This is a genomic window from Corynebacterium sp. HMSC055D05, assembly GCF_001810365.1.
Taxonomy (GTDB): domain Bacteria; phylum Actinomycetota; class Actinomycetes; order Mycobacteriales; family Mycobacteriaceae; genus Corynebacterium; species Corynebacterium coyleae.
In genome coordinates this window covers 47,929-67,140 of record NZ_KV801081.1, presented here as the reverse complement: position 1 = coordinate 67,140, position 19,212 = coordinate 47,929, and the positions used below count along the sequence as shown (strand labels likewise).

The 19,212-nt window shown below is 65.6% G+C and carries 22 protein-coding genes; 5 read left to right on the top strand and 17 right to left on the bottom strand.

The annotated features are described in order from the left end of the window. Positions 1 to 71 precede the first annotated feature (71 nt). Together HMPREF2734_RS10235 and topA are read right to left on the bottom strand one after the other, a co-directional pair. Positions 72 to 1,172: an HNH endonuclease signature motif containing protein gene (locus HMPREF2734_RS10235; RefSeq protein ID WP_070570809.1), complete on the bottom strand. Its 1,101-nt coding sequence runs from the start codon at positions 1,170 to 1,172 to the stop codon at positions 72 to 74. A 64-nt stretch (positions 1,173 to 1,236) separates the two neighbouring features. Continuing rightward, the gene (gene topA / locus HMPREF2734_RS10230; protein ID WP_070570808.1) at positions 1,237 to 4,104 is read right to left on the bottom strand and encodes a type I DNA topoisomerase; all 2,868 of its coding nucleotides are present in this window, start codon (positions 4,102 to 4,104) and stop codon (positions 1,237 to 1,239) included. 165 nt (positions 4,105 to 4,269) lie between these two features. Between topA and HMPREF2734_RS10225 the strand changes: the two genes are divergently transcribed. After that, positions 4,270 to 4,896, top strand: a complete 627-nt coding sequence (locus tag HMPREF2734_RS10225; protein ID WP_070570805.1) for a DedA family protein — start codon at positions 4,270 to 4,272, stop codon at positions 4,894 to 4,896. Positions 4,897 to 4,947: 51 nt separating this feature from the next. Here the strand turns inward: HMPREF2734_RS10225 and HMPREF2734_RS10220 are convergent, their stop codons facing one another. Further along, positions 4,948 to 5,151: a cold-shock protein gene (locus HMPREF2734_RS10220; protein WP_034996968.1), complete on the bottom strand. Its 204-nt coding sequence runs from the start codon at positions 5,149 to 5,151 to the stop codon at positions 4,948 to 4,950. A 184-nt stretch (positions 5,152 to 5,335) separates the two neighbouring features. On the opposite strand from HMPREF2734_RS10220, the gene HMPREF2734_RS10215 reads away from it, so the two are divergent. Then, complete coding sequence (locus tag HMPREF2734_RS10215) at positions 5,336 to 7,669, top strand: DEAD/DEAH box helicase (RefSeq protein ID WP_070570803.1); 2,334 nt, start codon at positions 5,336 to 5,338, stop codon at positions 7,667 to 7,669. Positions 7,670 to 7,680: 11 nt separating this feature from the next. On the opposite strand, the gene HMPREF2734_RS10210 is transcribed toward HMPREF2734_RS10215, so the two are convergent. Genes HMPREF2734_RS10210 through ssd form a run of 7 tightly spaced genes read right to left on the bottom strand, consistent with a single transcriptional unit; the run spans position 7,681 to position 11,917 of the window. Then, entirely contained in the window at positions 7,681 to 8,001 is a 321-nt protein-coding gene (locus tag HMPREF2734_RS10210) for an Rv3654c family TadE-like protein (protein WP_070570802.1), read from the bottom strand. Beyond that, positions 8,001 to 8,270 carry a hypothetical protein gene (locus HMPREF2734_RS10205; protein ID WP_070452979.1) on the bottom strand — a complete coding sequence of 90 codons (270 nt, stop codon included), beginning with the start codon at positions 8,268 to 8,270 and terminating at the stop codon, positions 8,001 to 8,003. The genes HMPREF2734_RS10210 and HMPREF2734_RS10205 overlap by 1 nt, the downstream gene beginning before the upstream one ends. Continuing rightward, on the bottom strand, positions 8,270 to 8,461 hold the full coding sequence (locus HMPREF2734_RS10200) for a DUF4244 domain-containing protein (RefSeq protein ID WP_070421541.1): 192 nt from the start codon (positions 8,459 to 8,461) through the stop codon (positions 8,270 to 8,272). The genes HMPREF2734_RS10205 and HMPREF2734_RS10200 overlap by 1 nt, the downstream gene beginning before the upstream one ends. Before the next feature lie 11 nt (positions 8,462 to 8,472). After that, positions 8,473 to 9,015, bottom strand: a complete 543-nt coding sequence (locus HMPREF2734_RS10195) for a type II secretion system F family protein (protein WP_246816821.1) — start codon at positions 9,013 to 9,015, stop codon at positions 8,473 to 8,475. Between the two features lie 11 nt (positions 9,016 to 9,026). Next, positions 9,027 to 9,773 (bottom strand): type II secretion system F family protein, encoded by a 747-nt coding sequence (locus HMPREF2734_RS10190; protein WP_083308155.1) that lies wholly within the window; start codon positions 9,771 to 9,773, stop codon positions 9,027 to 9,029. Continuing rightward, positions 9,770 to 10,897 carry a TadA family conjugal transfer-associated ATPase gene (locus HMPREF2734_RS10185; RefSeq protein ID WP_070570799.1) on the bottom strand — a complete coding sequence of 376 codons (1,128 nt, stop codon included), beginning with the start codon at positions 10,895 to 10,897 and terminating at the stop codon, positions 9,770 to 9,772. The genes HMPREF2734_RS10190 and HMPREF2734_RS10185 overlap by 4 nt, the downstream gene beginning before the upstream one ends. After that, positions 10,898 to 11,917: a septum site-determining protein Ssd gene (gene ssd, locus HMPREF2734_RS10180; RefSeq protein WP_070570796.1), complete on the bottom strand. Its 1,020-nt coding sequence runs from the start codon at positions 11,915 to 11,917 to the stop codon at positions 10,898 to 10,900. Between the two features lie 168 nt (positions 11,918 to 12,085). On the opposite strand from ssd, the gene HMPREF2734_RS10175 reads away from it, so the two are divergent. Further along, positions 12,086 to 12,904, top strand: coding sequence for an HAD family hydrolase (locus HMPREF2734_RS10175; protein WP_070570794.1), 819 nt, complete (start codon positions 12,086 to 12,088; stop codon positions 12,902 to 12,904). Between the two features lie 120 nt (positions 12,905 to 13,024). After that, positions 13,025 to 13,534, top strand: coding sequence for a phage holin family protein (locus HMPREF2734_RS10170; RefSeq protein ID WP_070570792.1), 510 nt, complete (start codon positions 13,025 to 13,027; stop codon positions 13,532 to 13,534). Here the strand turns inward: HMPREF2734_RS10170 and HMPREF2734_RS10165 are convergent. Genes HMPREF2734_RS10165 through nth form a run of 4 tightly spaced genes read right to left on the bottom strand, consistent with a single transcriptional unit; the run spans position 13,531 to position 16,763 of the window. Continuing rightward, on the bottom strand, positions 13,531 to 14,718 hold the full coding sequence (locus tag HMPREF2734_RS10165; RefSeq protein WP_070570790.1) for a MarP family serine protease: 1,188 nt from the start codon (positions 14,716 to 14,718) through the stop codon (positions 13,531 to 13,533). The genes HMPREF2734_RS10170 and HMPREF2734_RS10165 overlap by 4 nt on opposite strands. Positions 14,719 to 14,728: 10 nt before the next feature. After that, positions 14,729 to 15,427: an NUDIX hydrolase gene (locus tag HMPREF2734_RS10160; protein ID WP_070570788.1), complete on the bottom strand. Its 699-nt coding sequence runs from the start codon at positions 15,425 to 15,427 to the stop codon at positions 14,729 to 14,731. Continuing rightward, on the bottom strand, positions 15,427 to 15,984 hold the full coding sequence (locus tag HMPREF2734_RS10155) for a TlpA disulfide reductase family protein (RefSeq protein WP_070570785.1): 558 nt from the start codon (positions 15,982 to 15,984) through the stop codon (positions 15,427 to 15,429). The genes HMPREF2734_RS10160 and HMPREF2734_RS10155 overlap by 1 nt, the downstream gene beginning before the upstream one ends. After that, positions 15,981 to 16,763 carry an endonuclease III gene (gene nth / locus HMPREF2734_RS10150; protein ID WP_070570783.1) on the bottom strand — a complete coding sequence of 261 codons (783 nt, stop codon included), beginning with the start codon at positions 16,761 to 16,763 and terminating at the stop codon, positions 15,981 to 15,983. Before nth ends, HMPREF2734_RS10155 begins: the two co-directional genes overlap by 4 nt. A 259-nt stretch (positions 16,764 to 17,022) precedes the next feature. Between nth and glxR the strand changes: the two genes are divergently transcribed. Further along, positions 17,023 to 17,706, top strand: coding sequence for a CRP-like cAMP-activated global transcriptional regulator GlxR (glxR, locus tag HMPREF2734_RS10145; RefSeq protein WP_070421549.1), 684 nt, complete (start codon positions 17,023 to 17,025; stop codon positions 17,704 to 17,706). Positions 17,707 to 17,736: 30 nt separating this feature from the next. Here glxR and HMPREF2734_RS10140 read toward each other — a convergent pair whose 3' ends face one another. The 3 genes from HMPREF2734_RS10140 to HMPREF2734_RS11895 are packed head-to-tail and all read right to left on the bottom strand — an operon-like array spanning position 17,737 to position 19,205. After that, complete coding sequence (locus tag HMPREF2734_RS10140) at positions 17,737 to 18,546, bottom strand: MBL fold metallo-hydrolase (RefSeq protein WP_070453003.1); 810 nt, start codon at positions 18,544 to 18,546, stop codon at positions 17,737 to 17,739. 41 nt (positions 18,547 to 18,587) lie between these two features. Continuing rightward, positions 18,588 to 19,049 (bottom strand): RidA family protein, encoded by a 462-nt coding sequence (locus HMPREF2734_RS10135; RefSeq protein ID WP_070483019.1) that lies wholly within the window; start codon positions 19,047 to 19,049, stop codon positions 18,588 to 18,590. Next, entirely contained in the window at positions 19,050 to 19,205 is a 156-nt protein-coding gene (locus tag HMPREF2734_RS11895; protein ID WP_092101229.1) for a Sp36 family protein, read from the bottom strand. Positions 19,206 to 19,212: the final 7 nt, after the last annotated feature.

Here is a 19,212-nt window from a genome sequence, read left to right as displayed (position 1 = left end):
AGCGCACTGCAGCGCGGCAGCAGCGCAGCGCGGCAGGACTCAGGCCTGCGGGCGCGCGAACTCGCGCCCGGTCAGTTGTTTCCGAACAGGAGCTGCATGGCTCCGGGGGTGTCGTTCGGCACTTCGTATCCGTTGGGTGACACCCACACTGGGATGCCGTCGCGGATGCATATTCGGCCTCGTCTGACGATCCACGGGTCGTCGTCGTTCGTGCCGTTGTGGTAACTGCACAGGGGCACGAGGTTGGCTAGGTTGGTTTCCCCGCCGTGCCGCCAGGCGGTGATGTGGTGGATTTCGCAGTGATCGGCTCCGTGACGGCAGCCGGGTACCGGGCAGGTCGGCGACATCATCGACGCCAGCGTGCGCTGCTTGTCGTTAGCGAAGCGCTTCGCCCGGTACAGGTTCACTGCCCCCTCGGCGGGGTGGAACGCGGCAACCTCCAGGTCGGCGCCGAACTCGCGGGCGAGGAATTCGGCGCCGGTCATGGTGGTGCCGTCGGTAAGGATGAGCTCCACTTCGTCGCCGTGGCCGGACTGGATGCGGGTCCACTCCGGCAGCGGCACCAGGATGATGGGGCGCGGGGCGGCGTAGGGCATGGCAACCCCGCCAGCGCCAGCACCCCCAGCGTCAGCGCCAGCACCGCCAGCGCCGCGCAGCAGGCTCACAAGCGCGTCGGCCATTTGCTCGGCGGCGGGCAGCGACGGGTCGATGAGCGAACGCAGCAGGTGCTCCAAATCGGCGATGTCACGCTCGGAGTAGGTCAGCGACATGTTGCGCATCCCGGAGCGTGATTTGGAGAAGCGGCACTGCTTCTTGGGGGTGGGTTTCGGGGTGGTGATGGTGTCGTCGATACGCCGTGATAGCGCCTTGTACGAGCCGCGGAAGCGCAACAGTTCGAGGCGGAGACGCCAGCGCTCGGCAAGGTCGGCGACGGCGGCGAGTTTTCGCTCGAGCAGACAGATCTGGTCGAGCGGCATTCCGGCGGCCAAGCGGCGCGCGTCGGCCTGCTTGCGGGTGAACTTCGTCGCGCCGAAGTAGGTGGCGTGCGCCTGCGCCCACTTACGTTTCAGGGCGGGGTCGAGGGCGGCGAAGGCGGGCGCGGACTCGTCGAAACCCTGGAGCACGCTGATGTCGGCGTGCGCCAGGGCCTCGAGAATCTCGCGAAATGTCATGCCATGCACGCTAAGCGCACAGCACAACCCTTGTAAAGGAATTGTCCACTATATTGTGCAATCCCTAACGCTTGCGAGCTTTGACCACGCGTTTTGTGGTCTGCTTCGGCTTGGTCACGCGCTTGGTTGCCTTCTTCTTTGTCGCCTTTTTCTTGGTGGCTTTCTTGCCGCCGTCTTCGGCTTCGCGGGCGCGGCGGGCGGAGAGCAGTTCGTTGGCGCGCTGGTCCGTCATCGTCTCTGGCGTGTCGCCGCGTTGCAGTGACGCGTTGGTTTCGCCGTCGGTGACGTATGGGCCGAAGCGGCCGTCTTTGACGGTCATGGGTTTGCCGGAGACGTCGTTGTCGCCAAGCATCTTCAATGGTGGCTTGGCGGCGGCGCGGCCGCGGCGTTTCGGTTCGGCGTAGATGCGGCGGGCTTCTTCCAGGGTGATGGAGAAGATCTGGTCTTCGGACGCGAGCGAGCGCGAGTCGCTGCCCTTCTTCAGGTATGGGCCGTAGCGGCCGTTTTGGGCGGTGATGACTTCGCCGTCGGCAGGGTCGACGCCGACTTCACGTGGCAGCGACAGCAGTTTCAGCGCTTCCTCGAGTGTGACCGTCGCCGGTTCCATCGACGCGAACAGGGAGGCGGTGGCGGGCTTCAACTGCTCGTCGACCAGCTGCGCCATGCGCTTTTCCTTCTGCGCGGCAGCGGTTTTGGTGTCCCAGTTCTTGGCGCGTTTGCCTTCTTCGGCGCGCTGTTTGTCCTCTTCGGCGCGCTCAGCGGCGATGATTTCTTCGGCGCGGGCTTCGGCGGTGGCGCGTTCGTCGTCACGCACAAGCTCGGTGACGTATGGCCCGAAGCGCCCTTCCTTTGCGACGACCACACGCCCATTGGCGGGGTTCTCCCCCAGTTCGCGGCCGGACTGCGGGGTGGCGAAGAGTTTCTCGGCCATCTCGAGTGTGATTTCGTCCGGGGTTGCGGATTCGGGCAGGTTGGCGCGCTGGTATTCGGGCTCGCCTTCGGCGGTCTTACCGACGACGCGTTCGATGTAGGGGCCGTAGCGGCCGACGCGGACGACGACGGGGCGGCCTTCGGAGTCGTCGAAAAGTGTCAGCGAGTTCGCGGCGCGCGCGTCGATGGATTCGAGGTTGTTCTCGATCATGTGCTTCAGGCCGCCGCGGCGTGCGAGGGCTTGGGCCATGGATTCCTTGGCGTCGGCGTCGCCAAAGTAGAAGCCGGTGAGCCACTTGGTGCGGTCTTGGTTGCCGTGGGCGATTTCGTCGAGTTCGTCCTCCATGGAGGAGGTGAAGTCGTAGTCCACGAGCGCGTCGAAGTTGTTTTCCAACAGGCCGACCACGGAGAACGCCACCCAGGACGGCACGAGTGCGTTGCCGCGGACGACGACGTAGCCGCGGTCTTGGATGGTCTTGATGATGGACGCGTAGGTGGACGGGCGGCCGATGCCGAGTTCTTCCATCTTCTTCACCAGCGACGCTTCGTTGTAGCGCGCAGGCGGGTTGGTGGTGTGGCCGTCGGCGGTGACGGACTTGGTGGCCAGTTCGTCGCCCTTGGCTAGTTGCGGCAGGCGGGTTTCGTTGGACTGGCGGTCGGAGTAGGCGCGCAGCCAGCCGGGGAAGGTGACGGTGCGGCCGGTTGCGGTGAACTCGCAAGCCTCACCGGCAGCGTCGGCGGCGATGGTGATTTTGGTGGAGTTGCCGCGTGCGTCTTCCATTTGGGAGGCGACGGTGCGCTGCCAGATCAGTTCGTAGAGTTTGAACTCTTCGGCGTCCAGCGCGCCCGCCAGTTGTCCGGGGGTGGCGAAGCGTTCGCCGGCGGGGCGGATCGCCTCGTGGGCTTCCTGGGAGTTTTTCACCTTGCGGTCGTAGACGCGCGGCTTGGCGGAGACGTAGTCGGCGCCGTAGAGCTCGCGTGCTGCGGCGCGTGCGGCGTCGAGGCCCTGCTTGGACAGGGAGGTGGAGTCTGTACGCATGTAGGTGATGTGGCCGTTTTCGTACAGGCGTTGCGCGATGCGCATGGTGCGTGCGGAGGTGAAGTGGAGTTTGCGGCCGGCTTCTTGCTGCAGCGTCGAGGTCATGAACGGTGCGTAGGGTTTGCGCGAGTAGGGCTTTTCTTCCACTGCGGTGACGTGCATCGGTGCGGTGCCGAGGTCGTCGACAAGCGAATGCGCTTTTTGCTTATCGACGACCACCGCATCCGACACCAACTCTCCCCGGTCATTGAAGTCGCGGCCCTGTGCGATGCGCTTGCCGTCAAGGGAGACGAGTTTGGCGTCGAATTCTTCGGAAGAGTGGGCGAGCGAAGCAGTTAAATCCCAGTATTCGGCGGCGATGAACGCCATGCGCTCGCGTTCACGCTCGACGATGACGCGGGTAGCCACGGATTGGACGCGGCCGGCGGACAGGCGCGGCATGACTTTCTTCCACAGCACGGGGGAAACTTCGTAGCCGTAGAGGCGGTCGAGGATGCGGCGGGTCTCTTGGGCGTCGACGAGATCCATGTCGAGCTCGCGGGTGTTTTCGGCGGCTTCGCGGATGGCAGATTCGGTGATCTCGTTGAACACCATGCGCTCTACCGGCACCTTGGGCTTGAGTGTTTCAAGCAGGTGCCACGCGATCGCTTCACCTTCGCGGTCCGGGTCTGTTGCCAGCAGGAGTTTGTCGGCCTGCTTGAGCTTGGCGCGCAGGTCGGTGACCTTCTTTTTCTTGTCGGCGGACACGACGTAGATCGGGTCGAAGCCCTTCTCCGGGTTGACGCCGAGTTTTGCCCACGGCTCGTTTTTGTACTTCGCGGGGATGTCGGCGGCACGACCCGGCAGGTCACGGATGTGGCCCACCGATGCTTCCACGATGTAATCGTCGCCGAGATACTTCTGTATCTTCTTCGCCTTTGTCGCGGACTCCACGATCACGAGAGTCTTGCCGTTTGCAGTCACGCTGACCTTTCCTCGATTCCCACTAAGCGTATGAGCGGTAAAACTTCCTCATTCTTATCAGACAACTAGCACATGGTTATACGGACGGGGGATTTTCTCGCCCCTGGCATTACACTGCGTTGGTGCCCTGGCGCGGAGTTGTTGGGGTGGAAAGGAGGACGCAGCGTGGTCGATTCACTCATTGAGTTTTTGCATACGTTGATGGGGTTGCCGATCTTTTACCCACTCGTCGTGTTGCTGATCGTTTCGGATGCGTTGGCGCCGGTGGTGCCGTCTGAAACGGTGTTGAATCTGGCTGGTGCGTTTTCCGCGTCGCGTGGTGTGCCAAACGTGTGGGGTGTGATCATCGCGGCGATTATCGGTGCGATTATCGGCGACAATATTTGTTTCGCCCTAGGCGCGAAGTTGATTCACCGGGTGGATAGGTTGGATCCGGATTCGAAGGCTGGCCAGGCGATTACGTGGGTGCGGGCCAACATGAACCGGGGTGCGGGCGCGATGATTATTGTTGCGCGGTTCCTCCCGTGGGCGCGTTGGGTGGCCACGATTGTGCTGGGGTCGGTGCGTTACAACTGGTTTAAGTTCTTCTTTTTCGACACCATCGGCGTGATCCTGTGGGCCTGCCTGAGTGTCGGCATGGGGTATTTGGGTGGCACGCTCCTGCAGCAGTACCCGCTTCTGGGCATGGTGCTGGGTGTGGTGTTGGGTTCCCTTGTGGGGTTTGTGATTCAGAAGCTGCAGAACCAGATCTTTGAGCGTTCAGACGTGCGCCGCGGCATTAGCGCGGTGTAGGCATAAAAATTTCCCCCGGTCGGGTGTACCGTCCGGGGGATTCGCGCTGTTTTAGAGGGCGCGGACCTGCTGGGCCTGTGGGCCCTTGGCGCCTTCGCCGACCTCGAACTCAACCTGCTGGTTTTCTTCGAGGGTGCGGAAGCCGGAGCCTTGAATCTCGGAGTAGTGGACGAAGACGTCGGAGGAGCCGTCGTCGGGTGCGATGAAGCCGAAGCCCTTTTCGGCGTTGAACCATTTAACAGTTCCGGTTGCCATGGTGAAACCTTTCAAAATGTTGCATGTTTTTGTCGTCCACCAGGGCCTGTTTGGTCCTGGTGCCCGCGTGCACAATCCTCGCGAGCACCTGATGAGGCGCACACAAAATCTGTGACCGTTGCCCAGTCTGCCACGATTTGTTGTCGTCGGCACTGCTTTGACCCGGCTAAAGTGGCTCACCATCATGGTTTCTGGTTTTGGCGATGAGCTCGTTTCGGTGCTTGCGCAGCGTTTCCCTGCTGCGACGGTGACGCATGTGGAGCATGAGCCGGCTCGTCACGCGGTGTTTGGGCAGTGGCCTGAGTGGGTGGAGCCGGGGTTGAAGCAGATGCTTATCGACGACGCCGTCACCCTCCCCTACGCCCACCAAACCCAGTGCGCGGAGTTGGCGTGGGCGGGCCGGGATGTGGTGGTGGCGACGGGGACGTCGTCGGGAAAGTCGTTGGGCTATCAGTTGCCGGTGCTTTCTGCGTTGGCGGCGGATCCAAAGGCGTGCGCGTTGTATCTGACGCCGACGAAGGCGTTGGGTTCGGACCAGTTGCAGGCGACGCTTGCCATGACGCGGGGGAATGCGGCGCTTGCGTCGGTACACCCGGCGCCGTATGACGGGGATACGCCGCAGGAGTCGCGGGCGGGCATCCGGGAGCACACCCGCTACGTGTTTACGAACCCGGACATGCTGCACGCGGGTCTTTTGGGTGCGCACGAGCGTTGGGCGCGGCTGCTGCGCCATTTGAAGTTTGTGGTGGTGGACGAGTGCCACACCTACCGGGGTGTGTTCGGCGCAAACGTGTCGTTGGTGTTACGCAGGTTGCTGCGTATTGCGAAGGCGTACGGGTCTGAGCCGACGCTGATTTTCGCCTCAGCGACCGCGGCGGATCCTGCGGGCCAGGCGTCGCGGCTGTGCGGGCACGAGGTTGTTGCGGTGACGGAGGATGGTGCGCCCACCGGCGAGCGCACCATCGCGTTGTGGGAGCCGGGGTTCATCGAGGGCGCCGAGGGCGAAAACGGCGCGCCGGTGCGGTACCCGGCGACGACGGAGGCGGCGTCGATAATGTCCACGCTGCTGTTGCAGGGTGCGCGCACGTTGACGTTTGTACGCTCGCGCCGCGCGGCGGAGACGGTGGCTATGCGCGCCCAGGAGGACCTGGTGGTGGCGGGCCGTGCCGATTTCGCCGAACGCGTCGCCTCGTATCGTGCGGGGTATCTCGCGGAGGATCGCCGCGCCCTCGAGCAGCGTCTGGATAACGGCGATCTGCTTGGCGTGGCCACGACGAACGCGCTTGAGCTTGGCATCGACGTCGGGGGCCTGGACGCGGTGGTCATGGCGGGGTTTCCGGGCACGGTTGCGTCGTTTCGCCAGCAGGCCGGGCGCGCAGGCCGGCGCGGCCAGGGCTCCGTGGTGGTGATGGTGGCGCGCGACGAGCCGATGGATACGTACCTGGTTCACCACCCCGAGGCACTGCTCGGCCGGCCGGTAGAAAACAGCGTGTTCAACCCGGCCAACCCCTACATCCTGCGCGGTCATATGTACTGCGCAGCGGTGGAGCGTCCGCTTAGCGACGACGACGTCGCCGCCTTCAACGCCACCGACGTGGTCAACGACCTGACCGCCGAGGGGTTGCTACGCCGCCGGCCGCAGGGGTGGTTTGCGGTGCCCCAGTTGGAGGGGGAGGTCACTCCGGAGACGGCGCATGCGTCGGTAAGCATTCGCGGCGGCGTGGGTGAGGAAGTCATGATCGTCGATGTGACCGACGGGCGGCTGTTGGGCACCGTGGACGCGGGGCGTGCGATGAGCCAGGTGCACGACGGCGCGGTGTACATCCACCAGGGCGAATACTTTGTGGTGCAGTCGCTAGACCTGGACGATTACGTGGCGCTGGTCGCGCCGGAGCGGCCGGATTACTCCACGCAGGCGCGCTCCACGACCGACATCACGATCCTTGGCGAGCCGACAGATCTGGAAAACCCGTCGCCGGGACTGTGGGTGGCCAGTGTGGACGTGGAGGTCATCGACCGTGTCACCGGCTATGTCGTCCGGCTTGCCGACGGCACCGTCTCCGAACACATCCCCCTCGACCTGCCCGAGCAACGCCTAGTCACCCGCGCGGTGGCGTACACGATCGACCCTATGGTGCTGGACAAACTGGGTATTACGGCTGGCGAGATCCCCGGCGCGCTGCACGCCGCGGAGCACGCCGCGATCGGCCTGCTGCCGCTTTTGGCCACGTGCGATCGGTGGGACATCGGCGGCGTGTCCACGGCGTTGCACCAGGACACCATGCTGCCCACGGTGTTTGTCTACGACGGCCACCCGGGCGGCGCGGGCTTTGCCGACGAGGGCTTCGCCCGCTTCCACGAGTGGATCGCCGCAACCTACGAAACGGTGCGGTCCTGCGGCTGTAAGGACGGCTGCCCGTCGTGTGTGCAATCGCCGAAGTGTGGCAACGGCAACCAGCCACTGGACAAGCACGCCGCTCTGAAGTTGCTCGGCGCGCTGGTGAGCATGACTGGCTGACCGGCGAGCCACTACGGCCCGGCGCGGGCGGTCGCTTCGGCGTGGCGCAGCCGCACGGCTACGATGACGTCGCCTTCGACGAACTCGCACGAGGTGACCTCAGCGCCGTTGTTGCTGGCGGTGGCGTTGCCCCAGGTGCAGGCGTCGGCGCCACGGTACAGTGCGGTGGCTGCGGCGACGGCGGAAAGGTCCGCAGCCACGCGAGCGCGGTGCGCGTCGGCGGTGCGGGCCCCGGTGACCACCACCGCAAGGGCCAAGGAGACCACTGCGGTGATGATGCCTGTGGTGGTGACGGTGGCGGAGCCGGTGTCGTCGATAAGCAATCTGCGCATTAGAACTCCACAGGGAAGACCGCGGTGGCGCGCATGGTGCCAATCGGGGCGGGCACGGCGGCGGTAACGGTGGCCAGGCCTGCGGACTCGTGCATGCTCACCTCGCCGCGCGGCGGGGTGTAATCCACGCCCATCGCGTGCGCCCGGGCGGCGGCACCGGCGATGTCCACGGCGGCGATGTAGGCGGACATCGTGGCAATGCCGCCCACGATCGCAGCCGTGACCACCACGAGCGTGGCCAGCGAAAGCGCCGTTTCAATCGTGGTCATTAGCCCGGGGTGTTGGTCAGCGCGCTGGTGATCACATTTTCGATCGCGGAAACGACCCCGTCGCCGTTGACCACGAGATACAATACTCCAGCAAGGGCGGCAGCCGCCAACGAACCGAAAGCATATTCGATGGTCGACATTCCGGCGTCGTTACGCAAACGCTGGATGAAGAAGGTGGAAATGCGAGTCATGATTGTTCCTTTCAGAAGTTGATGAGGTTGCTCCCGAGGCTGATCACCACAGGCGCGAGCCCGAGGACGAAAAACGCCGGGAGGAAAAACGCGGTGAGCGGGATGGCGATGAGTACGCCGGCGCGTTCCGCTTTGGCTTTGGCATGGTCGGCGGCGTCGGCACGCAGGTTTGAGGCGATACGTTCGCACCCTTGCGCCAGCGCCGCGCCGGACGCGTGCGTCATAGCGACGAGGCTGGCCAAGTCCTCCCCGCCGGGAATGGCGTGGAGTTCCGACCAGGCGCGCTCAGGTTCGACCCCGAGCGCGAGCAGCGCTGCGACGGTGTGCCACGGGCTGCGGTCACCGTCGTGAGTTTCGGCAACCGCGGCGGCTGCGGCACTGACCGGCAGGCCGGCCTCGAAGCAGGCGGCGAACAGGGTGATGTCGGCGGCACAGCGGTCCGGCAGCGCGTAGTCGGGGCCGTCGCGCGGGGTCTTCGGCGTGGGTGCGGCGTGGTGTGTGACGCGCCGGGCGGGCTGCGCGGGACTGACGGCGAGCGCGGAGGCAATGAGCAAGGTGACGGCGATCATGTGGTGGCTCCTTGGATGATGTGCTGGGAAACGATCACACCGGCGCACACCAGCGCAGTGCCGACGGTGAGCAGCACCCCGCCGAGGCCTCCCCCGGCGAGCAGCGCGAGCGGGTTCGCCCCCATCGCCGCGCCCATGAGCAGGCCGGCGAACGGCAGCAGTGCGAGCACGACAGCGGTGGTTTTCGGTCCGGCGAGCGCGGCGTTGGTGGCGGCGCGGTGGCGTCGGGTGTGGTCGATGTCGTCGCGCGCGGCGGCAACCAGGCGCGACAGCGGCACTCCTCTGCTGGCCGACAGTGCGAACAGCGGGGTGATGCGGGCGAACTCGTCTGTCTCGGCGGCAAGCGGTGTGCCAGTGCCGACGTGGTGGATGAGGTGTGCGACGTCGCGGGCGATCTCGCGCGGTGCGTGTTCGGCGGCGCGCTCTAACGCGGCGTGCAGTGGCGCGCCGGCTTCGACGTTGGTGCCAAGGTGGCCGAGGAAGGTGGCGACCGCTTCCGTGCGCTTGGAGGCGACGCGGGCGCGCCGTTGGGTATCTACAACCCACACCACCGTCGCCGCACCCATCGCTAGCGCGATGACCAGGCTGGCCCGGTCGAACGCTAGGGCAGCGAGCACCACGGCACCGATGCCCAGCGGGATGGCAACGCGAGGTGGAACAGCCAACGAGCGCGGCGCGATGCGAGCGCCAGGAGCAGGTGGCGGGCAGGCGGCGGCGCCGGCGAGGAGCAACAGCGTAGTCATGACAGCAGCTCCTCGTAGCCTTCGGCGGGGCCGGTGTCGGCGTCCCACACCACCTTGGCGCGCACGGGTTGGCCTTCGAGCACACCGATCTGGCTCAGGCGGCGCGTGCCGTCGGGGTGGCGTTTGACCACGATGACCACGTCGATAGCTGCGGCGAGTTGGGCGTGCAGCCCGGCGCGATCCAGCCCGCCCAGCGCGGCGAGCGCTTCGAAGCGGGCGGGGACTTCGGCGATCGAGTTGGCGTGCAGGGTGCCGGCGCCGCCGTCGTGGCCGGTGTTGAGTGCTGCGAGCAGGTCGACGACTTCGGCGCCGCGGATCTCGCCGACCACGACTCGGTCGGGCCGCATGCGCAGCGACTGGCGCACCAGGTCCGCGATGGTGATCTCGCCGGCACCCTCGGAGTTCGCGCCGCGCGTGGTCAGGTTGACCACGTGCGGGTGGTCGGGGGTGAGTTCCAGGGTGTCTTCGATGGCCACGATGCGCTCGGCCGGGTCGACCTCCGCGAGCAGGGCGGACAGCAGGGTGGTTTTGCCGGAGCCGGTGCCGCCGGCAACCACAAACGCTTTTCGCTTTGCGACGACCCCACGCAGCACCTCCGCAACCTCCCCACCCAGCGCTCCGCGCGCTACCAGGTCGTCGAGGGTGGCCGAGGCGGTGTGTAGCACGCGCAGGGAGATGCAGGTGCCGGCCTGGGCGGTTGGGGCGAGCACGGCGTGGAAGCGCAGGAGGGTGCCGTCGTCGCGGGTGATGTGGCCGTCGCAAAACGGTTGCGCGTCGTCGAGGCGGCGCCCGCAGCTGGCGGCCAGGCGGGAGGCGAGGCGGCGCACGGCGGCTTCGGATTCGAAGCGCACCGCGGAGCGTTCCAGGCCCGCACCCGAGTCGACGTAGACGCAGTTGGGGCCGTTGACGCAGATGTCGGTGACGGTGTCGTCGGCAAGCAGTGCTTCGAGGGGTCCGGTGCCGGTGGTGTCGTCGCGAAGTGTGCGCATCACATCCAGCACGCCGATGTCGCTGATCACCACGGCCTCTTCGCGGATGAGGGCTGCGATGCGGGCAGGCTCCGGGGTGGTGGGTTCGTCGGCGAGGCGGCGCTTGACGCGGGCGATGAGGTCGCGGTCGATCATTTAGGCCACCTCCTCGAGCACCGCGTTGGCGCAGGCGGCTAGCGAACGGGGCACACGCGCGGGCAGGCCGGACTTCTCCACCGTGCGAGTCAGCCCGCGCACGTGTGGCAGGTGGGTGAGTACGGTGGCGCCGGTGGTGTGCGCGATCTCCTCGTCGGTCAGCGCGGCCCAGGCACTATCGCGCACAACCACCACACACGGCAGGCCGGCGGCGGCGCACTCGGCGACGATGCGGGTCGCGGCGGCAACTGAGCGCACCTCGGGCACGACCACCACGACGACCAGGTCGCTGCGGCCGGGAATCAGCGCGGCGGGTGCGTCTACGACCGTCACCCCTGCCCCACCAACGGCGCCGGCGACGTGTTCCAACGCCGCCGCCTCCAGCCGGAACGGGTCCGCCACGCGCTGGCGCGGAAAGGTCAGCACCGCGATGTCGTCGGCGGTGGCGGGCAGCGCGCGGCGCACGTCGGTGCGCGCAACAGTGCCCTCACCGAAGTCGATCTCACCCCAGCGCGCGCCGGGGACGTGCTCGATGCCAAGCAGCAGGTCGAGCCCGCCGGAGAGCCAGTGCCCGTCGAGCAGCGTTGCCGAATCACCCCGTGACGTAACCCGGCACAGCGCCGCCGCCAGGGTGGACGCCCCTGACCCACCGGATGCGCCCACGACGGTGATCACCTTCCCGCGCGCCGCCACCGCCGTGGGCTGCACGGCAAGGGCGCCAATGGCGCGCAGGAGGTCCGCGGCCTCGGCGGGCAGGACGAAGACCCGCTCGGCTGAATCGACCAGCTCCCCACCGACGCGGAAGACGTTCGCTCCGTGGGGTGGGGAAAGGTCGGGGGCGCGGGTGTCGTCGATAAGCACGGCGAATGCTCTGGGCGCGTGGCGGGCGAGCTCGGCCGCATCGGCGGTGTCGATGACCTGGCGGCCGGTCGCGGCGGCGAGGTGAACGGCCTCGGAGTGGGTGGCGGGATCGGCAACCGCGACCACGATCGGGCCGGTGTGCGGGTGTGTGCGTGTCATGCCAATAGTGTTTTTCACCAGCGCAAATGTGGCAACCACCCTGTGGACAACCCGCAATCTAAGTGACACTTCAACAAAAAGCCTGTGGACAATTCGCCCCAAATGTTCACTTCTTTCACAGCGGGCCTACACTGCCCCACCAGCAAAGTGGGGCTAGACTGCTAAAGCATGTCTCCCACACGGCCGGTGGCGGCGTTTTTCGACCTAGACAAGACGATCATCGCGACGTCTTCCGCCTTCGCCTTCGGCAAAGAATTCCGCAACAACGGAATGATCACGCGACAAGAGGCGTGGGACCTCTACCTAACCAAAGCCCAGTACATGCTGGTCGGCCATTCCAGCGAGAAGATGGACGCCACGCGCGATTCGCTCGCCCAACTCATCGAAGGATGGTCGATCGAGGACGTCCAGCGCATCACCCAAGAAACGATGCGCACCGTGGTCACGCCCGCGATTTACGCCGAAGCGCGCGAACTTATCGACGACCACCGCGCCCAAGGCCACGACGTCATCATCATCTCCGCCTCCGCATCAATTCTGGTTGAGCCGATCGCGCGCGAACTCGGCGTAGACACGGTCGTGGCCACCGAACTCGCGGAGAAGGACGGCAAGCTCACCGGCGAGATCACCCGTTACCTCAAGGGCGGGGCGAAGGCGGAGGCTGTGCGCCAGTTTGTCGCCGACCACGACTACGACCTGGAGCGCAGCTACGCCTACTCCGATTCCGCCACGGACATTCCAATGCTGGAACTGGTGGGCAACCCGGTGGCGGTGAACCCGGACCGGGCGCTTCGCAAGCACGCACTGTCACACGATTGGCAGGTGCGGACCTTTAAAGACCCGGAGCCGCTGATCCAGATGCCGAACGCCCGCGAGGTCGGCATCGGCGCGAGCGTGATCGCCGGCGTGACGGCGTTGGCGGTGGCTGGGGTGCTCATCGCGCGTGCGGTCTCCGGCAAAACCGGCGACAAGCGCCACAGCGCGTGACGCTATCTTTCACCCCGATTCAGGCAAACACTGTGATGTATCGCTAACATCGTTGAGAGAATTCCAGGCACCGTCCCAGGGTGCCTCATGTAATAAGCCACCCAGGAAGGTGAGTAAACAGTGAGCAACGAAGGTCTGTACACCAGCGGCTCGAGCGCCGTAACCGCCAAGGTGGATTCGATTCCACTGCGCGATACTGATGTGACGGTGCCGGGCCAGCAGTCCATCGGCACCTTGATCTCCAACGCGTCGGAGCAGGTGTCCACCCTGGTCCGCGGCGAGATCGAGCTGGCCAAGGCTGAGGTCATGGGCGAGGTGAAGAAGGGCGCCGTTGGCGGTGGCCTGTTCGGCGTCGCCGGCGTGATTGCCCTGTACTCCTCGTTCTTCCTCTTCTTCGCGTTTGCGGAGATGCTCGCATCCTGGATGCACCGTGGCTGGGCATTCCTGATCGTCTTCCTCATCATGATCGCCCTGGCTGGTCTGCTCGCGCTGGTTGGCCTGAAGAAGGTCAAGAAGATCAAGGCTCCGGAGCGCACCATCAGCTCGGTCAACGAGTTGAAGAACCTGAAGCCGGGCGAGGCTCAGAAGAACCTGACCAAGAATGAGGCTGGCCTGTACACGGGCCGTTAACCGCTGACGCAGGCTTGCGTATCGACGACAGCGTTCAGCCTGGTCACATCCCCTACGCGCTGCTGCACCTGGTGTGCAGTCAGCGCGTAACCCGTTTCTGAGGCATCCAGGGACGCGCCGAAGATCATGCCTGCCACCTCCCCTGCCGGGGTGAGCAGCGGGCCACCGGAGTTGCCCTGGCGGATGTCGCCGCGGATGGTGTAGGCCTCGCGCTCCACACGGCCGGTGGTGTAAATGTCCGGGCCTGCGATGGTCAGTTGGCTGCGGATTCGCGCCGGTGCGGCCTCGAAGGGACCGGATTTGGGGTAGCCCATGACCACGGCGTCGTCGCCACGCTGCAGCTCGCGTGCAGCCCAACGCAGCGGCGGCAGACCCAAGCCCTGGGCGTGGAGGACCGCAATGTCGGTATCCGGGTCGTAGAGCACCACATCCGCCGGCTTCACGCCGACGACCGTGTCCAAGGAGACACGCTCGGTGCCGGCGACGACGTGCGCGTTGGTGAGCACGTAGCCGTCCGCAAACACGAAGCCGGAGCCCATGAGCCGGCGGCGGCAACTCTCCGCATCACCCATGACGTGGACCACGCTCGGGCGGGCCGCCTCCACAACTTCGGGGCGAAGCGCCGCGTTATCGGGTGCGTCCACCTGGGCGCCGTGCGGGGATTGGAAGGGGGAAACGAGCGGGGGCAGGCCGGACTCGTCGAGAAGCGCTGCGAATTTCGCGGGCAGTTTCCCGGCGCTCTCCGGAGCGGTGTCGTGGATTTTGGCCAGGATGTGCGAGTTGCGGATCCCGTCGCCCAACTCGCCAGGCACCGCCGACGCCAGCGGGATTGAGATAAACCACACCACCAGCGCCAGTGCGACCGATTGGAACAGTGCGCCCACCACCGAATCCACGAAACGCGTCAGGCGGCTGCGTACCCGCGCCCGCAAGTTGCCCCCGAGGGTCACGCCGAGCAGGTTGCCCAGGCCGACGAAGAGCACCACCACCGACAGCAGCAGCGTGATGCGGATGGGTTGGGACTCGGTGACGTCGAGAAGCAACGGCGCCACCGCCAGCCCCACCACGAGGCCCGCGATAATGCCGATTGCGGAGATCACAGCCGAAAACGCACCTTGGCGCCAGCCGCTGACAAACGCAGCGACGACGGCAAGCCCAAGCAGAACGTCAACGACCAGGTGCATTCCGCAAATGTTACAGCTCGCGGTTGCGGGATCGGGCCAGCGCCTCGTAAAGATCGCCCGGACGCTCGTCCCAGGCGCGCACCCAGCCGGCTAGATCCAGCACGACCGCCAGCAAGATTCCGGTAAAACCCCAGATGAGGTAGTCGCGGGTCCAAAATGCCGGACCGGTCCAGTGCTTCCAGCCGAGATTCGCGCGGTTGGCCGGGTCCACCAGGTCGCGGACGGGAACGAAGAACACGTCGTCGGTTTCGAGCTCGCTTGCCGGGTACACCTCACCCGGGTCGGGTGCGTACGCCACCACGGGGCGCACCAGTCTGCGGCTGCCACCGGTTTTCACCTGCCCCATCACCGCCAGCGGCACAACCCGCTCAGGGGCCAGCCCCGTCTCCTCGTACGCCTCGCGCAGCGCCGCCGCCACCGGGCCTGTATCTGTGGCGTCGATGTGCCCGCCCGGAAACGCCATCTGACCGGAGTGGCTGCGCATAGACGGGGTGCGGTGCGTGATCAGCACCCGGGCGTCCTCCGGCAGTTCCTCCGCCTCCGGGTCGCCAGCAAACACGATGAGCACCGCCGCCTGGTCCTCCCCCGGCGTTTGCGGCACGCGCGGGCCCAGCATCGCTTTGACCCGCGCATCGCCCTCGCCAGCGCGTAGCTTATCCACGAGCCCCCGCAGCCACACCGGTGCACGTTCCGGCCGCACCGCAACCATCACAGCACCCCGCGCACGGCCTCGGCCAGCTCCTCGGCTGAGGTGAACTCCTTGGCAAACACGCCGATTTTTTCCTCGCCTCGGAACACGACGGTCAGCGGCACCACCGGCGGCAGGCCGAGCGTGCCGGCGAACACGTTGGAGTCGTCCTCGAAGCTCGGCAGGTCCACGCCGAGGTCTTCCAACAACGCCGCGCCTCGCGCCCCATCGCGGTCCGCGTGCACGCCCACCACGGTGTACTCGGGGTGTGCGCGGGCGAACTCCTCCACCACGGGCAACTCCGCCCGGCACGGTTCGCACCACCACGCCCACACGTTGGCCACGGTGATCTCCTGCTGCGCGCCGGCGGCCTCGCCGCCAAGGCACGCCAGATCCACACCTCCGATCGCACCTTCCGGGCAGTCCGGGCGTCCTGTCACCGGGGCAGATTGCTTCTCGACGACACCGTCGCCAGCCGGGGGCGTGGCGTCGTCGACAAGCAACGCCCTGGCACCCGCAATGACCAGAAGAGTCACCGCAACGATCGCGGCGACGCTGACCCAGATTGTGCGCTTCACAGGCCCACCATCCTCAAAATGTGGTCGCGCTCAGGGCCGGTGACCAGTTCGGCGGCTTCCTCCGGGTCGGTTGGGCCGACGCCGAAGGAGGGGCAGTCGAACGCGATCGGGCAAGCGCCGCAGGCCGGTTTGCGGGCGTTGCAGACGCGGCGGCCGTGGAAGATGATGCGGTGGGAGAACATGGTCCACTCGCGGCGCTCGATCAGTTCCGCGATCGCGTGTTCGATCTTCACCGGATCCGTCTCCTCGGTGAGCATCATGCGCTTGACCAGGCGCTGGAAGTGCGTGTCCACCGTCAGCCCCGGGTAGCCGAACGCGTTGCCGCGCACCACATGCGCCGTCTTGCGGCCCACCCCGGGCAGGGTGACCAGGTCCTCGAGCTTTTCGGGCACCTCGCCGCCAAAGTCGGTAACCAGCTTTTGCCCCATCGCGATCAGGTTCGCCGCCTTGGAACGGTAAAACCCGGTCGAGCGGATAATCTCCTCCACCTCTGCCTGGTTGGCCTCCGCGTAGTCAGCGGCCGTGGGGTACTTGGCAAACAGCGCCGGGGTGACCATGTTCACCCGCACGTCCGTGGTCTGTGCGGACAGCGCCGTAGCAACGAGCAACTCCAGCGGGTTAGTAAAGTCCAACTCCGCGTGCGCGTCCGGATACGCTGCTGCCAACGTGCGGTTAATACGGCGTGCCCTGCGCTTACGCCCGATCGGAGTCTCTTTCCCCTTCGCGGCGGGATGAGCGCCTGGGCGGCGATGTTTCAATGGAGAGGTCGAAGCGGCCATGTCCAACATGCTAGCCGTACACTATGGGTATGACCTTTTTGCTTGTGGTGCTGATTCCGCTTGTGCTCGGGGTGTTTCCGCTTTTCATGAAGCGTGTGGAAGCAGCGGTCATCGGCTAGCACAGTTCCCAGTCGCGGAAAGACTATCCCACTGATTAGTTGAGCTGGTAGAGTTCCAGTTTGTGTGACGGTCACCGCTAATGGCACCGTTCGTGACCAATCCCACGCAGAATGCGTGAGCGACAGTCTGAGGAGGACTCATGGAAGGCGTTCAAGACACTCTTGCCCGCGCCGGCATCTTTCAGGGCGTCGACCCTGACGCGGTCGCCGCGCTGATCAACGATATGGACACCGTGGATTTCCCGAAGGGCACCACGATTTTCGACGAAGGCGAGCCCGGCGATCGCCTCTACATCATCGTCGAAGGCAAAATTAAACTTGCCCGCCATGCGCCGGACGGTCGCGAAAACTTGCTGTCCGTGATGGGCCCGTCCGACATGTTCGGCGAGCTCTCCATCTTCGACCCCGGCCCGCGTACCTCCTCCGCAGTCTGTGTCACGGACGTCACCTGCGCCACCATGGACTCCACCATGCTGCGCGAGTGGATCGACAACCACCCGGAGATCTCCCAGCAGCTGCTGCGCGTGCTGGCCCGCCGCCTACGCCGCACGAACGCGTCGCTGGCAGACCTGATCTTCACCGACGTGCCTGGCCGCGTAGCCAAGACCTTGCTGCAGCTGGCAAACCGCTTCGGTGTACATGAGGGTGGCGCGCTCCGCGTCAACCATGATCTGACCCAGGAAGAGATCGCCCAGCTTGTGGGCGCGTCGCGTGAGACGGTGAACAAGGCATTGGCCACGTTCGCTCACCGCGGCTGGATCCGCCTGGAGGGTAAAAGCGTGCTCATTGTTAACACTGAGCACCTCGCTCGCCGCGCGCGCTAACGGAGGCGCCCGCGGCGGGTCGAGAATCCGCTACTTGGCGTTGAGGTAACGCAGCGCCACACGAGTCGACTGTTCTGCGGCACCGCGCAGGACCGGGTCGACATCGTCGTAAATCGCATCGACCAGCGTATTGATGTCCGCGTTATCGCCGTGCTCCTTCAGTGCCTGACGGATTTGATCCAGGCGCTGGTTACGGCGATCGATGTACTTGCGGGCGTACGCAGACAGGTCCTCACCTTCCGGGCCGTGGCCTGGAAGCAGCATGACACCCTTGCCCTTTTCCTCGAGCATTTCCAGGGTGTCCAGGTACGCACCCAGATCACCGTCGGTCTCAGAGATCATGGTGGTGTGGCGACCCGCAATGGTGTCGCCGGTGATGATGCCTTCCGGCTTACCGTCGGTGTCTTCGCCCGGGTAGACGAAGAAGCACACAGAGTCACTGGTGTGGCCCGGCGTAGCGACGACCTTCACGCGCGGGGTAACCCCCTCAACGGAGATCACTTCGCCGTCGGTGAGTGGCTCAGCGCCGGAGGTATGAGACGGATCAAGGGCGCGGATCGGTGCGCCAGTGAGCTGGCGGAACCGTTCCGCGCCATCTGCGTGATCGTGGTGACGGTGAGTCAACAGAATCAAGGCGACCTTGTCGGCCTTTGCCTGCAGCACGTTGAGGTGGCCCTCATCGGCCGGGCCCGGGTCGACGACGATGCTCGCCTCGTCGCCCTCACCTCGGATCACCCAAGAGTTCGTGCCCTCGAGCGCCGCGTAGCTGGGGTTCGGCACCAGGACCACCGCGGCGTTGGGGGTCACAGGGCGCAGCTGGCTGTATGCGGGATGTTTCATGGCTCCCACCCTACCCCGTCACGGCTGCGCCGATGGGCAAACTAGCCTTCGAGCTCCACGACAATCTCAACCTCAACCGGGGTGTCCATCGGAAGGACAGCAACACCGACTGCGGAACGTGCGTGTGCACCGGCTTCGCCGAAGATCTCCTGCACCAGTTCGGATGCACCGTTGATCACGGCGGGCTGCCCCGTGAATGCCGGATCGGAGGCCACGAAGCCCACGATCTTGACCACGCGGGCGACGTTGTCGATGCCCACGTGTGCGTCCACTGCAGCCAGCGCGTTCAGCGCAGCCTGGCGGGCGTAGCCGTATGCATCCTCCTGGGATACCTCGGCGCCAACCTTGCCGGTGGCCGGCAGCTTGCCGTCCACGAACGGCAGCTGGCCGGACGTCCACACCTGGTTGCCGGTGCGCGTTGCTGGGACGTATGCGGCCACGGGTGCGGCCACGGTCGGAAGTTCAATGCCCAGTTCTTTCAGGCGCTCAGACCACTGTGCCATTTACTCAACCTCTCGTTTCATGTAGGCGACAACATTGTCCGGGTTCGGACCCGGGGTGACTGCGACGAGTTCCCAGCCGTCCTCACCCCAAGAATCCAGAATCTGCTTGGTGGCGTGCGACAACAGCGGAACGGTTGCATATTCCCATTTCTTCATGGGATTC